Origin of the sequence: Yoonia sp. 67-2 (assembly GCF_035117555.1) — a bacterium.
Classification (GTDB): domain Bacteria; phylum Pseudomonadota; class Alphaproteobacteria; order Rhodobacterales; family Rhodobacteraceae; genus Yoonia.
Window position 1 is genome coordinate 204,583 of the sequence record NZ_JAYKPK010000002.1, and the last position, 18,510, is coordinate 223,092.

Below are 18,510 nucleotides of genomic sequence, written 5' to 3' on the forward strand. Positions count from 1 at the left end.
CAAATATTATCTGTGCAGCCTTCCCAAAAGACGGGGGCTATGTCAGACTAAGTTGACACAAACCCAAGGATGCGCCTTGCCCCAGATCGTCACATTATCCTTCTTCCGCTTCGCCGGGCCTTTGGCGCGGGCTTGGGCGCTGATGATGATGGGCGGCGCAAGGTGGCCTATGGCGCGGACGCCGGATATCGGGTTCTGGAAGCTGTGTGGTTCCGGGACGGGGGAAGGGTTTACGCCTGTTCCCAACACGGCTGTCTATGCAATTCTGGCGACTTGGCCCGATATTGCCACCGCGCAGGCACGGACCAAAGCGGGAATATTTGCCCGCTATATTGACCGCGCAACAGAGCATTGGACGGTCTTTTTACAAACCCAATCAGCGCGGGGCGCTTGGGCAGGCCAGATGCCATTCACGCCCAGCGCAGCCACGACACTGGGACCTTTAGCCGCACTGACCCGTGCCACGATCAAACCCCGCATCCTCGCGCGGTTCTGGCGGCGGGTGCCGAATATCTCGGCGATGATCGGCAAGGATACCAACGTGATCTTCAAGATCGGCATTGGCGAGGTGCCGATGCTGCATCAGGTCACATTCTCTATCTGGCCGTCCGAGGCGGCGATGGCCGGTTTTGCCCGGACCGGACCACATGCCGATGCGATCCGCGCCGTACGTGACGAAGGCTGGTTCGCCGAAGAACTTTACGCCCGCTTTGCGGTGCATTCCGATGCCGGCACGTGGAACGGTATTTCCCCCCTGACGAAACTTGAGGCTGCATGAAACACCCCTTTCCCTTTTCCGCCATCGTCGGTCAGGCCGAGATGAAACAGGCGATGATCCTGACCGCCATCGACCCATCCATCGGCGGGGTGCTGGTGTTTGGTGACCGTGGCACCGGCAAATCCACGGCCGTGCGTGCCTTGGCCGCTTTGCTGCCGCCGATCATGGCGGTGCAGGGCTGCCCGGTGAACAGCGCAAAGGTGGCTGATGTGCCGGATTGGGCGATGTTGGATGAAAAGACGCTGGTCGAGATGCCGACGCCCGTTGTCGATCTGCCGCTTGGCGCGACGGAGGATCGAGTAACCGGCGCGCTGGATATCGAAAAGGCGCTGACCAAGGGCGAAAAGGCGTTCCAGCCCGGCCTGCTGGCGCGCGCCAATCGCGGGTATCTGTATATCGACGAGGTGAACCTGCTTGAAGATCACATCGTCGATCTGCTGCTTGATGTCGCGCAATCGGGCGAAAACGTAGTGGAACGTGAAGGTCTGTCGATCCGGCACTCTGCGCGGTTCGTGCTGGTCGGCTCTGGGAACCCGGAAGAGGGCGAATTGCGCCCGCAATTGCTGGACCGTTTCGGGTTGTCGGTCGAGGTCGCGTCCCCCAAAGACATCGCCACCCGCGTCGATGTGATCAAACGCCGCGATGCTTATGAGAATGACAATACCGCTTTCATGCTGCGCTGGCAGGCCGAGGATGCGGCGATCCGTGATCAGATCCTGACCGCGCGCCGCGCGCTGGCGGAACTGACCACGCCGGACAAGACGCTGCACGATGTGGCGGAACTTTGCCTCGCGCTGGGGTCGGACGGGTTGCGCGGGGAACTGACCTTGCTGAAAGCCGCGCGCGCCTATGCGGCATGGCGCAACGATACCGCGCTGACCCGGCTGCATGTCAAGGAAATGGCGCCCATGGCCCTGCGCCACCGTCTGCGCCGCGATCCTTTGGATGAGGCGGGCAGTGGGACGCGGGTCGCGCGGATCGTGGAAGAAACCCTTGGCTGAGGCAATCTGGCACCGCGCCGTGCTGGCATTGCAGCTACTGGCGATCGATCCGGGGCTGGGCGGCATGGCCCTGCGCGCAAGGGCTGGGCCGGTGCGGGACAGGTTTTCTGGGTTGCTCGCTTGGCTGCCGGAGGTGCAACATCGGATTCATCCGGCGATATCCGACGAGGCGTTGTTCGGCGGGCTGGACCTGTCGGCCACCTTGGCCACCGGCGCATTCGTGCAGGAACAAGGGCTGTTGGCGCGGCCCGGCACATTGGTGCTGACCATGGCGGAACGGGCGACGACGCAGCTTGCCGCACGGCTTGCGATGACACTGGATGCAGGTCACGCGCATCGCTTGGTAGCGATGGATGAAGGCGCAGAGCCGGATGAAGTGCTGAACCCGAAACTGGCAGAACGGCTGGCCTTTGCGGTTGATCTGTCGGAGATCAGCATCGGTGATGCCGTGTCAGTGTCGGATTTCAACCCGAGCGCCGCAATCACCCATCTGCGGCAAGTCACCGTTCCCGATGACATTTGCGATCAACTCACCCGTATCGCTGCGCAGTTCGGCATCGACAGCCTGCGCGCGCCGCTCTTTGCTTTGCGCGCGGCAAAGGCGCATGCAGCACTGCTGGGTAAAATGTCGGTTGATGCCGATGATGTTGAGGCAGCCTGCCTTCTGGTGCTGGCCCATCGCGCAACCCAGATGCCGGGCAGCGATGAAGAAGAACAGGACACGCCAGAACCAGAACAGAACGAGACGGAACAGGATCAATCTGACACGCTCGACATGCCGGATGAGATGCTACTGGAGGCGATCAAGGCGCTGTTGCCCGACAATCTGCTCGACCGGATCGCCGCGCAAAAGGCGCGTCAGGGCAAAGGCAGCGGCTCTGGTGCCGCGCGCAAAGGCAACCGACGCGGGCGCCCGATGCCGTCACGCGCCGGGCGGCTGGGCGATGGCGCGCGGATTGATATTGTGGCGACTTTACGCGCCGCAGCCCCTTGGCAGACGATCCGCAAACAGGCGACCGGGCGCGACAATCTGCAAGTGCGCAGCGAAGATATCCGCGTCAAACGGTTTGAAGAGAAGTCCGACCGACTGCTAATGTTCACTGTAGATGCCTCTGGGTCTTCCGCGCTGTCACGGCTAGCCGAGGCGAAAGGTGCGATTGAACTGCTGCTGGCGCAAGCCTATGCGCGGCGGGATCACGTCGCACTGGTGTCGTTTCGCGGGTCTGAGGCGGAGGTATTGCTGCCGCCCACACGCTCGCTCGTCCAGACCAAACGCCGCCTTGCCGCGCTCCCCGGTGGCGGCGGCACACCCTTGGCCGCAGGGATTGTTATGGCGCTCGAACAATCCATCGCTGCCACCCGCAAAGGGCTGACGCCGACCATCGTGATCCTGACCGATGGGCGCGCCAATGTCGCACTTGATGGCGCAGGCAACCGTGTGCAGGCCGCCGCCGATGCGCAGCGCATGGCGCAGATGGTGCGCGCGCAGGGGATCGATGCTTTGGTCATCGACACCGGCAACCGGCCGGAACCGGCGCTGTCAGCGCTCGCGCAGACCCTTGGCGCGATCTACCTTCCGATGCCGCGCGCCGATGCGGCACGGTTGTCGCAAGCCGTTGCCGCAGCACTGGACGATTGATGCGCTGGCCACCGCGCGACTGGCCGCTGTCAGAATGTTCCCGCCAGATCCTGCACCGCCCGCACCGCTGGCATGTGCAGGAGGCAGGCACAGGACCGCTGATCCTGCTGATCCATGGCGCAGGCGGGGCGACGCAAAGCTTCCGGCATCTGTTTCCGATCCTGATGCAAACCCATCATGTCGTGGCCATCGACCTGCCCGGGCAAGGGTTCAGCCAGATGGGCGCACGGCAACGTTGCAGCCTTGATTTCATGGCCGAGGATATCTTGTCGCTGTGCCGCGCCGAAGGCTGGAACCCCGCAATCATCGTCGGCCATTCCGCTGGAGGGGCCATCGCGCTGCGGCTTTGGGAATTGGGGCTGCGGCCCGCGCAAATCGTGCTGATCAATGCCGCGCTCAGCAATTTCAAAGGTGTGGCCGGTTTCCTGTTCCCGATCATGGCCAAGGCGCTGGCCGCCACACCGTTCAGCGCCAGCATCGTCACCGCCACCAGCAGCCGGAACACCGTGCAGAACCTGATCAAAGGGACCGGGTCCATGCTGGATGATCAGGGCGTTGATCTTTACCATCGCCTGATCACGGATCGCGGGCATATCGACGGGACTTTGGCGATGATGGCGCAATGGTCGCTGGACGGACTTTTGGCACGGCTGCCCGCGATCAACGCTGATGTGCATCTGATCACCGGGCTGAATGACAAGGCGGTGCAGCCCGATGTCAGCCGGGAGGCCGTCAAACAATTGCCGCACGCGCGATTGACCGAATTGCCGGGCCTTGGCCATCTGGCGCATGAAGAAAACGCCGCCTTGATCGCCAGTCTGATCACCGGGCAATGAAAAAGGCTGCCAGGTTTCCCTGACAGCCTTTAATATCGTCCCAGCCGGGCTTATTCGGCAGGTGCAGCTTCCAGATCAGAGAAAGTCGCGAGGAAAGCGTAAAGGTCATAGGCTTCCTGCTCGTCACGGACCTGATAGGCCATCCGGCCACGGGCGCGGCGGTCTTCGGTCTTTTCACGGATCCAACCAGTCGGGTCCTGCACATAGCCAACGAAGTTTTCTTCGTTCCAGACTTCGCCAGCTTCACCCAAAGCGACAAGGCCATCGCTGTAGTTGAAATCAGGCTCGCTGCCGATCACGCCGCCAACGAGACCGTATTGGTTCGGGCCTGTGCGGGCGTTGCGGCCTGCAAGCACTTCACCTGCATCATCAGCAACAATGTGGCAAGCCACGCACTGACGGTTGAATTGTTCTTCACCAGCAGCGGCATCGCCAACGGTCGGTGTGAGGTCTTGAGCGAAAGCGGGTACTGCCAGAACGGCAAGTGCCGCAGCGATTGTAAATGTCTTCATATCGTCGTCCTCCAGGATCTGATTCTGTGACCGTAGCCCCAGTCAGATATTAATGTAATGCATTGCAAGAAACGGTCCACCCCTGCATGCAAAAGAAAGTGCGATGCCTTTATGCGACCGCATGTGCCAAGGCGCATTGTTTCCACAAAACACGCAGGGCATTGACCAGATGGTCAATATCTTCATCCGTATGCAGCGGCGACGGGGTAAAGCGCAGCCGTTCCGTGCCTTTCGGGACAGTTGGATAATTGATTGGCTGCACATAGATATCCCATTCGCGCATCAGATAATCTGCGAGCATCCGTGTCTTGACCGGGTCCTTGATCAGCACCGGCACGATATGGCTATCATTATGCATATGCGGGATCCCGGCACGGTCGAGTGCGGCGCGCAGACGCGCGACCTGACGGCGCTGGCGGGCGCGCTCCATCTCGGAATTCTTCAGATAGGCGATGGATGTGCGCGCTGCAGCGGCAATCGCCGGTGGCAAGGCGGTGGTGAAGATAAAGCCAGAGGCAAAGCTGCGGATGAAATCACACAAGGCCGCAGAGCCGGTGATATAACCGCCGACCACACCGAATGCCTTGCCCAATGTGCCCTCGATCAGCGTGATCCGGTCCATCAGACCCTCGCGCTCTGCAACGCCACCGCCGCGCGGGCCATACATGCCAACGGCATGGACCTCGTCCAGATAGGTCATGGCACCGTATTTTTCGCAGACCTCAACGATCTCGCGGATCGGGGCGATATCGCCATCCATGGAATAGACGCTTTCAAAGGCGACGATCTTGGGGACATCGGCAGGCAGGCTGCGCAGTTTCATCTCCAGATCGCGGTAATCATTATGCCGCCAGATCACCTTTTGCGCGCGCGAATGGCGGATACCTTCGATCATCGACGCATGGTTGCCCGCATCCGACAGGATCACGCAGTTTTCCAACCGGCTACCCAGCGTGGACAGGGCCGCCCAGTTCGACACATAGCCCGAAGTGAACAACAACGCCGATTCCTTGCCATGCAGATCGGCCAGTTCGCGTTCCAGCAGCAGATGGTCATGGTTGGTGCCGCTGATATTGCGGGTACCGCCCGATCCGGTGCCGGTGCGCTGCACAGCCTCGCACATCGCGCCGATCACGGCGGGGTGCTGGCCCATGCCCAGATAATCATTGGAACACCAAACGGTGACATCCCGGACAGCGCCATCGGCGGCGTGGTTGGCAGCACGGGGGAATTTGCCGCACTGGCGTTCCAGCTCTGCGAAATAGCGGTAGTTACCGTCGGCCTTCAGCTGGTTGAGCTGCGCATTGAAAAGGGCGTCAAAATCCATCGTCTTATCTTTCTTCTTTGGGCATGGTTTTGGGCATCGTATGTTGCTGTGGCAACATCCACCGCCAGAGTTTCGCATCAGGCAAAGGGATCACCATCAGCCAATGTTCAAGCAGGGCCAAAGCGGCCAAGGCGGTCAGCAGGCCATAGCCCACGACCGACACATCAGATCCGGCAAACCACAACCGTTCAGTGCATACGGCCAACAGGGCGGTCAGCGCGGTGATGGCCACAGGAAAGGCCAGCGTGACCGGGCCGCGGCGGAAATAGGATTTCAGATGCGCCAGACGGTCAGGCACGAATTCCATATTGATCCGCGGCACGCCGTAAAACAGGTTCAGTTTTGCAAAGATGCGGGCGACATAAAGGATCAGATAGGTCGCCATCGCCATGCGGTTATCCGCACCATTTGACGCCAGTACCAGACCCAGCAGACCCAGTGTCAGCAATAGCTCATGATGGGCCACCGTCGCAAAGGCGCGGAAAAACCGCTTCTTGCCCGACAGACCCGGCAGACAATCCTGCCGCATCGGGCCGGTGACGACACCGGCAAGGAATGCCAGTTCGATCCAGCCCCAGATCGCCAAGGCGCCGAGGAACCCCAGATAAACGCCGCCCAGTGTGGCCATATCTAACGACAGCCAGACCGCCCAGCCGCCGCCAATCAGCAAAGGCAATCCTAAAATCACCGTCGCCAGATGCCGCCCGGACCGGTCCGCCCGCCGCACGGCCAGCAAGATCACCCCGGTGGAAAACCACCAAAGAAATATTGCCGCCACAGCTGCGATCAAAGCACCGGTCATGTCTTATCTTCCGAGCATAAATATCCCGGAGGTGTGGAGGCAGCGCCTCCACCGGTTTTCACCATGAAAACCGCCCCCCGCATCAGTAAGCCGGTGCCATGATCGGGCTGGCAGGCACGTCGCTTTTCACCACAGGGATGGTCAGCAAGGACACAAAGGTCAGACCCGCTTTCACGGTCCCGCCCATGCGTTTGAACCAACCGCCGACGCCGCCTTGCTTGCGGCCAGCGACGATCTGCACATTGGCATCCTGCAACCGGTTCAGCATCGGCTGCCAGCGCGGATGATCGATATCCAGCACCATCGGGAACACCTGACGGGAAATATCCGATGTCTTGCGGAAAACTTCCTGCCCGTACCATGCCGGATCGACGCCCAGCGCCTTGTGGAATTCCGGCCGCTGGTGGTCGCGGATCCACATGGTAGAAAACACAGCTGTCAGGAAAAACTTGATCCAGAGCTTGTTCATCCGACTTTCCGTCAGCTTGGGATCGGTTTTCAGCAGCAGCGCGAAAGCCTCGCCATGCGAATATTCGTCATTGCACCATTCGCGGAACCATTTGAAAATCGGATGGAACCGGTATTCGGGATGCTCCTCCAGATGCCGGTAGATCGTGATATAGCGAGCATAGCCGATCTTTTCCGACAGATAGGTCGCGTAATAGATGAATTTGGGCCGGAAATAGGTGTATTTCTTCGCCTGCGTCAGAAAGCCAAGGTTCACGGCAATGCCAGCCTCACGCAGGGCATCGTTGATGAAACCGGCATGGCGGGCCTCGTCACGGGCCATCAGCTGGAAGAGTTCGGTGATGTCTTTGTTCGATCCGCGCCGTTTCATTTCCTTATAAAGCACGCAGCCGGAAAATTCGGCGGTGCAGGAGGAAATCAGGAAATCAATGAATTCCTTCTTCAGCTTGGGTTCCATCCCGTCCCAATCGACATGGTCCCAATCTTCGTTCTTGCGAAAATGGCCCTTGTTGGGGTCGGCTTTCATCTGGGCGATCAGCTTGTCCCAATCTTCGCGGACCGGGGTCACGTCAATCGCATCCATCTCGGCGAAATCGGTGGTGTAGAACCGCGGCGTCAGCAGCGTGTTCGACATCGCGACCTTGGTCGCTTCTTCATTGGTCAGGGGCGGCAAAGCCTCTTGGGCGGCAATCGCCTCTTCGGCGGTGGCGGCATTGGATGAATGCATGTTCATGACAGCACCTCGTCGCTAAAGGAAAATTCGCAAAGTTCCATGAATTCGAAATCGCCCGTCGCGCGGGTCCAAAGCTGTTCCAGCTTGGATGCACGGGTGATCACGGCGATGCGCTGTTCTTCAACCAATTCGCCGAAGGCGGCCATGATCTCTGGTCCTTGCACCTGCACTGTGTCGCCGGGGTTGATCACCGCACCGTTGTCCAGCCGGACATGCGCAGAGAGTTCTTCAAACCGGTGCGAAATCGTCACCGTGCAGGGTGCGGTTTCCTTTGTTCTGGTCAGTAATCCCATGTGAGTTCCCTTTCACATATTTGGCGCGCAGGGGGCTAACCTGCCCGCCGTTTCAATCCAGCAGCTTGGCGAAAGCTGCGACATTATCACGGCCATAGCCGATCAGTTCAGTGGCCATGCCAGTACTCGCGTCCAGAATGGCGATATTGCCGTTCTCGCGGCGCACCACCTGCAACGGGCCGTCGAGCGGCACGCCTTGGACCGTGCGTTCCCGGTCGATCACGCGGCCCATGACACCCAGAAAGCCTGCCATATCGTCCGAAGATGACGCAAGATGCGTGCCATCGGGGCTGGTCACCGTGTAAATCCCGGTCTTGTCACCGGTGATGATGACATCAATGCTTTGCGCAATCGGGGTCTGTTCTACGGCGGCGATGACAGGCCGGTCCGTGACCTTGGCAAAAGCAACCAGAGCGACGACCAGAAACATCAGCGCGAACATGGCGCGGGCCACGAAAGGCGGGACCAGCAGTTTTTCGGGATGTTTCATTGTTGTGGGGGCATCAACCATCACATTCACTCCGCTGCGACGGCAGAAGCGCCGCTTTTGGGTTCAACACGGCTGACCTGTGGCGTGGAAATCCGCGTCTCCGCCGCTTCCGCAAACAGCTTGGCCACGTTTTCGGCATCCGGGATGCAGCGCAGCGCCGGTTGCGTCCGCGTCATGTACCAAGGCCGGATATGCGGCCATGTCATCAGATAGGATACCCGGCTGTCACCGATCAGCTCGAACGCCAAGGTGCCGGTGCCTTTGGGTTTCAGGTCCAGCTTGGCGGTGCCGATCCATGTATAAGGCAGGTTCAGCGTCATCGTCAGCGCCGCACCGATCCGCATCGCGACGCGTTTGTTGGTCAATGTATAGATCGTGGCGCGCGCCTGCACATAGGCGACCAGATACAGCAGCCCGCAAGCGATCAGGCCCGCGACAACAAACGGCACACCATGCGCCAAGGATGTCGTCAGCGGATAATCGGCAGAAGAGGCACCGACCCGCCAGATCGTCAGCAGGATAAAATACCCGGCAACCCAGCGCAGCGACAGGGCTTCCCGCGCCAATGCACGCGGATCGGGCGATCCTTGCCACAGGATATGTTCATCCGCAGGCAACCGTTCAGGCAGTCCGGGGATCGGTTCAGAGGCGAAATCATCATGGGTCATTACAGGTTCCCTTTGGTTGGTGGGCCCCGGTGGCGAGCCGGGACCGGATATCATTCAGACTTGCGGCTCAAGACGTGCGGCAGAGGCATAAAGCGTGCCGCCCGCGTAATAGGCCGTGATCTTTTCTTCTTCGAGCATGGTGATCTGATCCGCCAACTTGGTGACAGGCACGCCGTCCCAGTTATGGGCGTAGAGCGAGCGCACAACGACGCGGTTGCCTTTGATCCGCGACATATTCATCGGGATCAGACGGGTCTTGCCGGTGCCTTCGGGGTTCAGATCGACGGTCAGGTAACGGACCAGAGATTCCGGCACATCGACCCACATATCGATGATCCGCCCGATGACTTCACCATCGCCACCGACGACAACCTTGCCGCGCGGGTCCATCCCGGCAGAGACTTTGAAGTCCGGCAGCATCGACATCGGCTTGATCTTCACATGGCCATGCGCGTCAAGTTCCGGGATATCCCGGCGCGGTGCCCAGGCAGCAGGACCAACGCCATCCATCATCGGATCACCGGTGGGGATAAAGGGCGAACCGGCCGCACGCGACGAAGCAACCAGCGCCAGATCTGTGCGATCAGGGTTCTGCCCGCTCGGCATCGCGATTTCCCCACGGCCATCGCGCAGCGCATAGATCTTGTCCTTGGGCACAGGAAACGGCCCTTGGTTCGGCGCGACATTGCCGTTGTCATCCTGCAGCGGATAACCTTCGCGCATGTTTTCGGTTTGCAGGTAATAGATCAGGCCTGCGAAGAAGATCCAGAAAGACCAGATTGCGGCGCTCGCCAGATCGAAGTTGCCAAAGAATGTAGTTCCAACCATGTTATGGTCCTTTCGGGATCAGGTTGGGAAATCTGCCAATTCCAGCTTGGCAGACCCCCGTTGTGTGACGGGCCGCAGCCGCACGAGCGGCCCCAGCACAATTAATGTGACGAAAAGAAGGGCGATTTCGGTGTGGTAGACGACCGAATAACCCGTGGCAGGCGTGGCGAGCGCCTCTCCCAAAGTGCCGTTCCCAGCGGCGTGGTTTACAAGGTCACGCATGGTGCCCCCGATAAAAATGGACAGCCCGGCACCTGTGGCTTGCGCAGCCCCCCATGCACCCAGCGCCAGACCGCGACCGGCGCGGCCGATTGTCGGCATGGTCATGGCGGCGGTCAGGGTCGACACGCCGAACAGGCCGGACCCCAGACCGATCAGCCCGGCGCCAATATAGAACATCAGATGCGATCCCATCGGCGCGGCAAAGATTACAGCGGCAAAAGCACAGACACCGATCAGGATGCCCCGCGCGCACATCCGGTAAGGATCAACCCCATTGGCCAGCCAGCGTGCGGCAAAGGCAAAACCGATCAGCGCACCGCAGGCCCACATCGCTGTCAGCAGCGTGGTGGCGGATACCGACAGGCCCATGATTTCGCCGCCGTAAGGTTCCAGCAGCACATCCTGCATGTTGAAGGCCATGGTCCCGATGAATACGACAGCCAGCAACCGTCCGGCATCGCCGCCTTTGGCCAGATCGGTCCATGCCTCGCGGAAGGTCGGGCCGGGCGCTTCGCGCTGCGCCTTGGTCATCGGAGCGACACGTTCCTGTTTCCACAATGCGATCAGGTTCAGCAGCAGCGTCACAACCGCGGTGCCCTGCACGACCTGCACCAGCCGCAGCGGGCTGTAATCGCGCAGCAAGGCACCGATGATCAACGCCGCGACCGCCATGCCGACAAGGTTCATGACGTAAAGCAGGGCAACGACCTTGGGCCGTGTCTCATCCGTCGCGCGATCCGCGGCCAGCGCCAGACCGGCGGTCTGGGTCATATGCATCCCGATCCCGGTCAGCAGAAACGCAAGACCCGCGCCGACATAACCCGCCCAATCCACATCCAGCGTTCGGTCACCCGACAGCACCAAAAGCGCCATCGGCATGATCGCCAGACCGCCGAATTGCCACATCGTCCCGAACCACAGGTAAGGGATACGTTTCCACCCGATGGCAGAGCGGTAATTGTCCGACTTGAACCCGACCAGCGCGCGGAACGGGGCCACCAGCACCGGAATAGCAATCATCATCGCCACAAGGGTCGAGGCGATGTTCAGTTCAACGATCATCACCCGGTTCAGTGTGCCCAGCAACATGACAGCTGCCATCCCCACCGAGACCTGAAACAGCGACAGCCGCAACAGCTGGCCCAGCGGCAGGTCATCGCTGACCGCATCGCTGAACGGCAGCAGGTTGATCGACATCCGCTTGAGTGATGATGCCTTGAAAATCATGTGCGTGCCCTTTCAAAGACCAACGCGGTAGAAATGTAGAAACCGGATTTGACCCGTTCGATATCGCGGAGCGTACCTTTGACCTTCGCGGTCCGGAAAGCATCGGCCACGCCTGCCGTGGTATGCGGGATCATCACCGGGCTGCGGTCAGCGGCGGGGAACAACTTACCCAAACGCCACATGACCATCAGTGCCGGGGTGCGCGGGGCCAGCGTGAATATGAATTTTCCCGCAATGCGGGGTGCGGCCCGATCCAGCAGCGCCGCGATGTCTGGCGCATTGTAATAGATCAGCGAATCCATCGCCAAAGCATGGTCAAACTGACCTGTCGTCGCGTCCAGCATATCGCCCGCGACCCAGGTGATGCTGCCGGGCAGACCCTTGGGCATCCGCTTTTCACCGATCTCGACCAGCGCGGGCGAGATATCAACCGCGACGACATTCGCGCCGCGTTGCGCCAGTACCACCGCCATCGCACCGGTGCCGCAACCTGCGTCTAATATCCGCGCGCCGCGCAGATCATCCGGCAATTGCGCCAGCATCAGCGCACGCATCCGGTCGCGGCCTGCGCGCACGGTGGCGCGCACACCCGACACCGGCGCGTCAGATGTCAGCCGTTCCCAGACCTTGGTCGCGGTGCGGTCGAAATAATGTTCGACCCGGTCACGTGTGGCGGCGTAGTCAGTCATCAATCGAACCCAAGCAATTCAAAGATTTCACGATCAGGCAGGGGGGCAGGCGCCAGCGCCTCTGTCCCGTTCCAAAGGGTTTCGGCAAGGCGCATATATTCCTTGCGCACCATCACGACCTCTTGGTCATCGGGCATTTCAAACAGGGTTTTCTTTTTCAACCGGCTGCGACGGATCGCATCCAGATCGGGCATATGCGCGATACGGTTGAAGCCCACGGTGGCGCAGTAGCGATCCACCTCGTCGGTGTCTTTGGAGCGGTTGGCAACGCAACCGGCCAGACGGACCTTGTAATTGGCCGATTTCGCCTGCACCGCCGCGATGATCCGGTTCATCGCATAGATGCTGTCAAAATCATTGGCGGTGACGATCAGCGCACGGTCGGCATGTTGGAGGGGGGCGGCAAAGCCACCGCAAACCACATCGCCCAGAACGTCGAAGATCACGACATCGGTGTCTTCCAGCAAATGATGCTGCTTCAGCAGTTTGACCGTCTGCCCGACAACATAGCCGCCGCAACCGGTGCCAGCAGGAGGGCCGCCAGCCTCGACGCATTTCACACCGTTGTAACCTTCGAAGATGAAATCTTCGGGGCGGAGTTCCTCGGAATGGAAATCCACCTCTTTGAGGATATCGATGACCGTGGGCACCAAGGTGCCGGTCAGCGTGAAGGTGCTGTCATGTTTCGGATCACAACCGATCTGCAACACGCGTTTTCCCAACTTGGAAAAAGCCGCCGACAGATTCGAAGATGTCGTCGATTTGCCGATGCCGCCCTTGCCGTAGACCGCGAAAACCTTCGCGCCTTCGATCTTGTTGTCTTCGTCCTGATGCACCTGCACCGAACCTTCGCCATCTTGACCGCGCAGGTTGGGGATTTCGTCTCTGGGGCTCATAGGAGCCTCCTTTCAGTTGTATTCATTGCGAAAGGGGTCATTCTGCTGCGATCCCTTCCATGCGATCTTCCAGGGCGTCGGCTGCGTTTTGCAAAGCAGCTAAAGTCGCCGCATCCGGTGTCCAGTATTTGCGATCTGATGCTTCCAGCAGGCGGTTGGCCATGCGCATCGAGGCTTGCGGGTTCAGTGCCGCCAGCCGTTCGCGCATGGTGTCGTCCAGCACGAAGGTTTCGGACAGGCGCTGGTAGACCCAAGGTTCAACCTCACCCGTCGTGGCGGACCAGCCCATTGTATTGGTGACTTGCGCCTCGATCTGGCGGACACCTTCATGGCCGTGCTTCAGCAGACCTTCATAGAATTTCGGGTTCAGGCTGCGGCTGCGGGTTTCCAGTGCCACCTGATCCTGCAAGGTGCGCACCTTGGCCGATCCGCGCGTCTGGTCGCCGATATAGACCGGCGCAGAAACGCCGCCCTTGGCACGTTTCACGGCGCGGGCGATGCCGCCCAGAGTGTCGAAGTAATGATCAACGGTCGTGACGCCCAGTTCGACGGATTCGAGGTTCTGATACGCCAGATCCACATCCTTCAGCGCCTTTTGCAGCAGGCCGGGGTTCTGCGTGGCCTTGCCATTGACGCCATAGGCAAAGCTTTTCCGGGCCTCATAAGCATCAGCCAATTCATCCTCGTCACCAAAGGCGGAACTATCGACCAATTGGTTGACGTTGGAGCCATAGGCACCTTCGGCATTGGAGAACACGCGCAGGGCGGCGGTTTCCAGATCGCAATTCATTTCACGCGCATAGGTCAGCGCATGAGCACGGATGAAATTCTGATCCAGCGGTTCATCGGCCTGCGCGCATTTCAACGCGGCCTCGGCCAACATCCGGGTTTGCAGCGGGAGCAGGTCGCGGAAGATGCCGGACAAGGTCATCACCACGTCGATGCGCGGGCGGCCCAGTTTCGCCAGTGTCACAAGATCGGCCCCCGCCAGACGACCAAAGCTGTCAAAGCGCGGGATCGTGCCCATCAGCGCCATCGCCTGCCCGATCGGGCCGCCATCGGATTTGATGTTGTCCGACCCCCAAAGCACCAGCGCCACAGTGCGCGGGAAGGTGGGGTGAGTTTCCAGCAGCAGATCAGCCTGCTTGCGCCCTTCGGAAATCGCAAAGGCGGTGGGCATGCGGAACGGATCGAAAGCGTGGATATTGCGGCCCGTCGGCACGATAGCGGGCGAGCGGATCAGGTCACCACCCGGTACGGGGGCAATGAAATGGCCCGACAGCGCGCGCATCAGCGCGGGCAATTCGTGGTCAACCTTCAGCAATTCGGCGGCACGGGCGGCGGCTTCACCCGCCGGCATCAGCCGGATCATATCGGCGCGGGCGGCGGCGGACATCGGCTGGCCCACGACATGGAAGCCTTCGGTGATCAGCGAGCCTTCGGTTTCCAGCAGTTTCAGCCAGAGCGTGTCGATGTTGCGCGCGTTCATATCGACCGCATTCGCCTGATCGCGGATCAGCTGTTCCAGATCGTCGCGCTGGTTATCCTCGGCTGGCATTTCGCGCCAGCGTTTCAGGCTGTCCTTGAGGTCGATCAGGCCCTTATAAAGACCCGCTGTCGTCAAAGGCGGTGTCAGATGGGTGATCGTGATCGCGTTGGACCGACGCTTGGCCAAGGACGCCTCGGACGGGTTGTTGGCGGCGTAAAGATAGACATTGGGCATTTCGCCGATCAGCCGGTCCGGCCAATCCTGCGCGCCAAGGCCTGCCTGTTTGCCGGGCATGAATTCCAACGCGCCATGCATGCCGAAATGCAGCACGACATCGGCGCTGAACGTGTCGCGCAGGTAGCTGTAGAAGGTGGCGAAAGCATGTGTCGGGGCAAAGCCGCGTTCGAACAGCAGGCGCATCGGGTCGCCTTCATAGCCGAAGGCAGGCTGGACGCCGACAAAGACATTGCCGAAATGGTGGCCGAGGATGAACACGCCACGCCCGTCAGACTGTATCTTGCCGGGGGCAGGGCCCCAGGCGGCTTCAATCTCGGACAAATGGCGGGATGTGCGCACGATAGTATCCGCACCGACATGGGCGGCAACATTGGCCTGCTGGCCATATTGTTGGGCATTGCCGTGCAGGATCATGGCGCGCAGGTGGTCCACCGTTTCGGGGGCCTCCATCGTGTAACCTTCGGATTTCATCCGGTGCAGTGTGTTGAACAGGCTTTCAAACACCGCCAGATAAGCAGCGGTGCCGACAGCGCCCGCGTTGGGCGGAAAGCCGAACAGGACGATGCCGACATTTTTATCGGCATTTTGCTTGCGGCGCAGGATCGCCAGGCGGCGGGTTTTTTCCGCCAGCGAATTGATCCGCTCGGGGCAAGGTGCCATTGCTTTGCAATCGGATTGCAACTGGCATTTATGCGCGCAGCCGTCGCAACCGTCCGGGCCGTGACGACCGGCGAAAACAGTCGGATTGGTCGCGCCGTCAATTTCTGGCAAAGCGACGAGCATGGTGGTTTCAATCGGGCCAAGCCCTTGGGCAGACCCGGCCCATTGGCCCAAAGTCTGGAATTCCAGCGGCTGGGCAGAGATATAAGGCACGTCCAGTTTCGACAGCAGCGCGACAGCAGCGTCACTGTCGTTATAGGCAGGCCCGCCGATCAGCGAAAATCCGGTGAGCGAGACGAAAGCATCGACATTGCCTTGGAAGAATTGCTCGACTGCGGGACGGCCATCAAGACCACCGGCGAAGGCGGCGATAACCCGCATGTTCTTGGCCTCGAACGCGCGGATGACGGCATCATAATGGGCGCAATCGGATGACAGGATATAAGACCGCAGCATCAGGATACCGATTGTGGCGACAGGCGCTGTAGGGCCGGGCAATTCAGCCAGGTTGGTGCTGATGTGATGGCCCGGCAGATCGGGGTGATAGACGCCGCAATCGGGATATTCGATGGGGGCGGCGATCTTGACCGGCTTCCAATCCTGCCCTTTGGCGTAACGCGACACCAGCATGCGGACCATCTGTTCGATATTGTCGTCCGACCCGCCGAGCCAATATTGCATCGACAGGAACCAATTGCGCAGGTCCTGGCTTTTGCCGGGGATCAGACGCAGGATTTTTGGCAGGCGGCGCAGGGTTTTCATCTGGCTTTCGCCGGATTTGCTGGCCTTCGCGGTCGGTTTCAACCGCTTGAGCAGCCCCATCAGCCCGCTGGCGGGCTTGGACATATCCAGATCGCCCATTTTCGTCAGTTTGACGATATCGCTGTCGGCGATGATGTTGATCATTGCATCGCAACCGGCACGGCGCGCGATCAGATCGGGCAGGATCGCGGCGGTATGTGCTTCCAGAAACAGCAGGTTGGTGACGATGATATTGGCGGTGGCAATGGATTGCTGCGCGTCGATCAAAGCGGCAGGGTTTTCGCCCCATTCCGCAGCGGCGTGGATCGTGATGTCGAGACCCGGAAAGGCCGCCGACAATTTGTCACTGACCCGCATCGCAGGCCCCGCCGAATGCGAATCGAGCGTCAGGATGACGAACCGATAGGCGCTATGATCTGTGCTATCGCGCATAATGTGCCTTTGCTTCATAAAGCGTATCAAGGCTGATCTGGTTCAGACCCTTTTCGGCTGCATAAGTTTCGGTGTTGCGCCGGGCTTTGCCGCGCACAAAGAAAGGGATTTTCTTCAATTCTTTTTCGGCATCGGACAGCCAGATGATATTGTCGTCCGTGGGCGCTGCGGATTCTTCAATCACCGCCGCGACCTTCGCCTTGGCTTTGCCGCCGTGGTGGCTGGCACCGGCATCGTCGTGAAATTCGAAATCGTCGCGGAACATCGTCAGCAGGTGTTCTTCCAGACCCATGACCAGCGGATGGATGAGCGTGTCGAAGATGACATTCGCGCCTTCAAACCCGACTTGCGGAGAATAACGGGCAGGGAAATCCTGCACATGGACGGGGGCGGAAATCACCGCACAAGGGATGCCCAAACGCTTGCCGATATGGCGTTCCATCTGTGTGCCGAGGATCATTTCGGGGCTGAGTGCTTCGATTGCCGCCTCAACCTCCAAGTAATCATCAGTGATCAGGGCTTCCAAACCGTAGGATTTCGCCAATGCGCGCACTGGACGCGCCATTTCGCGGTTATAGCAACCGATGCCGACCACCTCGAACCCCATTTCATCGCGGGCGATGCGGGCATGCGCAGCGACGTGGGTGCCATCGCCGAAGATGAACACGCGCTTGCCGGTCAGGTAGGTGCTGTCGACGGATCGCGACCACCACGGCATCCGCAGGCGGGATTCGTCGATTTTCATGTCTTGGCCGGTGATCGTCGCAATTTCTGCGATGAAATCACGGGTAGCACCGACGCCGATGGGGACGATTTTCGTGAACGGCTGGTTGTGGTTCTTTTCCAGCCAACGTGCGGCGGCTTCACCCGTTTCGGGCGACAAGAGCACGTTGAAATGCGCGGCAGGCAGACGGGCGATATCGCTTGGCGTGGCACCCAAGGGGGCCACGACATTCACATCGACGCCAAGGTCGGAGAGCAAACCGGTGATTTCTTCCACATCATCGCGGGCGCGGAACCCAAGGGCAGTCGGGCCGAGGATATTGCAGGTGATCCGCGCGGTCCGCTCCTGCGGTTTAGAAAGCGCTTTGACGATCTGATAGAACGTTTCATCCGCGCCGAAGTTTTCCTTACGGCTGTAGCTGGGCAATTCCAAGGGGATCACCGGGATGGTCAGGCCCATGATTTCGGACAGGCCAGCGGGGTCGTCCTGAATCAATTCAGCCGTGCAGGAGGCCCCCACGATGATTGCCTCTGGCTTGAACCGGTCGACGGCGTCCTGACAAGATGTCTTGAACAATGACGCGGTATCGGTGCCCAGATCACGCGCTTGGAATGTCGTATAGGTCACCGGCGGGCGGTGATTGCGCCGTTCGATCATGGTGAACAAAAGGTCGGCATAGGTATCGCCCTGCGGCGCATGCAGCACGTAATGCAGGCCTTTCATCGCGGTGGCGACGCGCATCGCGCCGACATGCGGCGGGCCTTCATATGTCCAGACGGTCAGCTTCATAGCGACCG

Annotated in this window: 17 protein-coding genes; 4 read left to right on the forward strand and 13 right to left on the reverse strand. The window is 60.1% G+C overall.

What is annotated here, in order from left to right; all coding sequences use genetic code 11:
• Nucleotides 1–76 precede the first annotated feature (76 nt).
• The 4 genes from crtA to bchO are packed head-to-tail and all read left to right on the forward strand — an operon-like array spanning nucleotide 77 to nucleotide 4,254.
• On the forward strand, nucleotides 77–778 hold the full coding sequence (gene crtA / locus VOY09_RS04285; protein WP_322893150.1) for a spheroidene monooxygenase: 702 nt from the start codon (nucleotides 77–79) through the stop codon (nucleotides 776–778).
• The gene (gene bchI, locus VOY09_RS04290; protein ID WP_322893151.1) at nucleotides 775–1,779 is read left to right on the forward strand and encodes a magnesium chelatase ATPase subunit I; all 1,005 of its coding nucleotides are present in this window, start codon (nucleotides 775–777) and stop codon (nucleotides 1,777–1,779) included. The genes crtA and bchI overlap by 4 nt, the downstream gene beginning before the upstream one ends.
• Nucleotides 1,780–1,807: 28 nt before the next feature.
• Nucleotides 1,808–3,418 (forward strand): magnesium chelatase subunit D, encoded by a 1,611-nt coding sequence (locus tag VOY09_RS04295; protein ID WP_322893374.1) that lies wholly within the window; start codon nucleotides 1,808–1,810, stop codon nucleotides 3,416–3,418.
• Nucleotides 3,418–4,254 (forward strand): alpha/beta fold hydrolase BchO, encoded by an 837-nt coding sequence (bchO, locus tag VOY09_RS04300; RefSeq protein ID WP_322893152.1) that lies wholly within the window; start codon nucleotides 3,418–3,420, stop codon nucleotides 4,252–4,254. The genes VOY09_RS04295 and bchO overlap by 1 nt, the downstream gene beginning before the upstream one ends.
• A 50-nt stretch (nucleotides 4,255–4,304) precedes the next feature.
• Here bchO and VOY09_RS04305 read toward each other — a convergent pair whose 3' ends face one another.
• The 13 genes from VOY09_RS04305 to bchB form a co-directional block, all read right to left on the reverse strand.
• On the reverse strand, nucleotides 4,305–4,766 hold the full coding sequence (locus tag VOY09_RS04305; protein WP_322893153.1) for a cytochrome C: 462 nt from the start codon (nucleotides 4,764–4,766) through the stop codon (nucleotides 4,305–4,307).
• Between the two features lie 109 nt (nucleotides 4,767–4,875).
• Nucleotides 4,876–6,093 carry a 5-aminolevulinate synthase gene (hemA, locus tag VOY09_RS04310; RefSeq protein WP_322893154.1) on the reverse strand — a complete coding sequence of 406 codons (1,218 nt, stop codon included), beginning with the start codon at nucleotides 6,091–6,093 and terminating at the stop codon, nucleotides 4,876–4,878.
• A gap of 4 nt (nucleotides 6,094–6,097) precedes the next feature.
• A complete protein-coding gene (gene puhE, locus VOY09_RS04315) occupies nucleotides 6,098–6,895 on the reverse strand; it encodes a putative photosynthetic complex assembly protein PuhE (protein WP_322893155.1) in 798 nt (265 codons plus the stop codon).
• Nucleotides 6,896–6,977: 82 nt separating this feature from the next.
• The gene (gene acsF, locus VOY09_RS04320; protein WP_322893156.1) at nucleotides 6,978–8,096 is read right to left on the reverse strand and encodes a magnesium-protoporphyrin IX monomethyl ester (oxidative) cyclase; all 1,119 of its coding nucleotides are present in this window, start codon (nucleotides 8,094–8,096) and stop codon (nucleotides 6,978–6,980) included.
• Nucleotides 8,093–8,389, reverse strand: coding sequence for a hypothetical protein (locus tag VOY09_RS04325; RefSeq protein ID WP_322893157.1), 297 nt, complete (start codon nucleotides 8,387–8,389; stop codon nucleotides 8,093–8,095). Before VOY09_RS04325 ends, acsF begins: the two co-directional genes overlap by 4 nt.
• 52 nt (nucleotides 8,390–8,441) lie before the next feature.
• Nucleotides 8,442–8,900 (reverse strand): photosynthetic complex assembly protein PuhC, encoded by a 459-nt coding sequence (gene puhC / locus VOY09_RS04330; protein ID WP_322893158.1) that lies wholly within the window; start codon nucleotides 8,898–8,900, stop codon nucleotides 8,442–8,444.
• Between the two features lie 5 nt (nucleotides 8,901–8,905).
• Nucleotides 8,906–9,547 carry a photosynthetic complex putative assembly protein PuhB gene (gene puhB / locus VOY09_RS04335; RefSeq protein ID WP_322893159.1) on the reverse strand — a complete coding sequence of 214 codons (642 nt, stop codon included), beginning with the start codon at nucleotides 9,545–9,547 and terminating at the stop codon, nucleotides 8,906–8,908.
• 54 nt (nucleotides 9,548–9,601) lie between these two features.
• Nucleotides 9,602–10,375, reverse strand: coding sequence for a photosynthetic reaction center subunit H (puhA, locus tag VOY09_RS04340; RefSeq protein ID WP_322893160.1), 774 nt, complete (start codon nucleotides 10,373–10,375; stop codon nucleotides 9,602–9,604).
• Nucleotides 10,376–10,393: 18 nt separating this feature from the next.
• On the reverse strand, nucleotides 10,394–11,824 hold the full coding sequence (locus VOY09_RS04345; protein WP_322893161.1) for a PucC family protein: 1,431 nt from the start codon (nucleotides 11,822–11,824) through the stop codon (nucleotides 10,394–10,396).
• Nucleotides 11,821–12,513, reverse strand: a complete 693-nt coding sequence (gene bchM / locus VOY09_RS04350; RefSeq protein WP_322893162.1) for a magnesium protoporphyrin IX methyltransferase — start codon at nucleotides 12,511–12,513, stop codon at nucleotides 11,821–11,823. Before bchM ends, VOY09_RS04345 begins: the two co-directional genes overlap by 4 nt.
• Complete coding sequence (bchL, locus tag VOY09_RS04355) at nucleotides 12,513–13,409, reverse strand: ferredoxin:protochlorophyllide reductase (ATP-dependent) iron-sulfur ATP-binding protein (protein WP_322893163.1); 897 nt, start codon at nucleotides 13,407–13,409, stop codon at nucleotides 12,513–12,515. Before bchL ends, bchM begins: the two co-directional genes overlap by 1 nt.
• Before the next feature lie 37 nt (nucleotides 13,410–13,446).
• The gene (locus tag VOY09_RS04360; protein WP_322893164.1) at nucleotides 13,447–16,989 is read right to left on the reverse strand and encodes a magnesium chelatase subunit H; all 3,543 of its coding nucleotides are present in this window, start codon (nucleotides 16,987–16,989) and stop codon (nucleotides 13,447–13,449) included.
• Entirely contained in the window at nucleotides 16,979–18,502 is a 1,524-nt protein-coding gene (bchB, locus tag VOY09_RS04365; protein WP_322893165.1) for a ferredoxin:protochlorophyllide reductase (ATP-dependent) subunit B, read from the reverse strand. Before bchB ends, VOY09_RS04360 begins: the two co-directional genes overlap by 11 nt.
• Nucleotides 18,503–18,510: the final 8 nt, after the last annotated feature.

What these genes read in the sequence shown, in the direction of transcription:
- bchI (WP_322893151.1), top strand. Translation starts at nt 775, where the DNA reads ATGAAACACCCCTTTCCCTTTTCCGCCATCGTCGGTCAGGCCGAGATG.
- bchO (WP_322893152.1), top strand. Translation starts at nt 3,418, where the DNA reads ATGCGCTGGCCACCGCGCGACTGGCCGCTGTCAGAATGTTCCCGCCAG.
- VOY09_RS04305 (WP_322893153.1), bottom strand. Translation starts at nt 4,766, where the DNA reads ATGAAGACATTTACAATCGCTGCGGCACTTGCCGTTCTGGCAGTACCC.
- hemA (WP_322893154.1), bottom strand. Translation starts at nt 6,093, where the DNA reads ATGGATTTTGACGCCCTTTTCAATGCGCAGCTCAACCAGCTGAAGGCC.
- puhE (WP_322893155.1), bottom strand. Translation starts at nt 6,895, where the DNA reads ATGACCGGTGCTTTGATCGCAGCTGTGGCGGCAATATTTCTTTGGTGG.
- acsF (WP_322893156.1), bottom strand. Translation starts at nt 8,096, where the DNA reads ATGAACATGCATTCATCCAATGCCGCCACCGCCGAAGAGGCGATTGCC.
- VOY09_RS04325 (WP_322893157.1), bottom strand. Translation starts at nt 8,389, where the DNA reads ATGGGATTACTGACCAGAACAAAGGAAACCGCACCCTGCACGGTGACG.
- puhC (WP_322893158.1), bottom strand. Translation starts at nt 8,900, where the DNA reads ATGGTTGATGCCCCCACAACAATGAAACATCCCGAAAAACTGCTGGTC.
- puhB (WP_322893159.1), bottom strand. Translation starts at nt 9,547, where the DNA reads ATGACCCATGATGATTTCGCCTCTGAACCGATCCCCGGACTGCCTGAA.
- puhA (WP_322893160.1), bottom strand. Translation starts at nt 10,375, where the DNA reads ATGGTTGGAACTACATTCTTTGGCAACTTCGATCTGGCGAGCGCCGCA.
- VOY09_RS04345 (WP_322893161.1), bottom strand. Translation starts at nt 11,824, where the DNA reads ATGATTTTCAAGGCATCATCACTCAAGCGGATGTCGATCAACCTGCTG.
- bchM (WP_322893162.1), bottom strand. Translation starts at nt 12,513, where the DNA reads ATGACTGACTACGCCGCCACACGTGACCGGGTCGAACATTATTTCGAC.
- bchL (WP_322893163.1), bottom strand. Translation starts at nt 13,409, where the DNA reads ATGAGCCCCAGAGACGAAATCCCCAACCTGCGCGGTCAAGATGGCGAA.
- VOY09_RS04360 (WP_322893164.1), bottom strand. Translation starts at nt 16,989, where the DNA reads ATGCGCGATAGCACAGATCATAGCGCCTATCGGTTCGTCATCCTGACG.
- bchB (WP_322893165.1), bottom strand. Translation starts at nt 18,502, where the DNA reads ATGAAGCTGACCGTCTGGACATATGAAGGCCCGCCGCATGTCGGCGCG.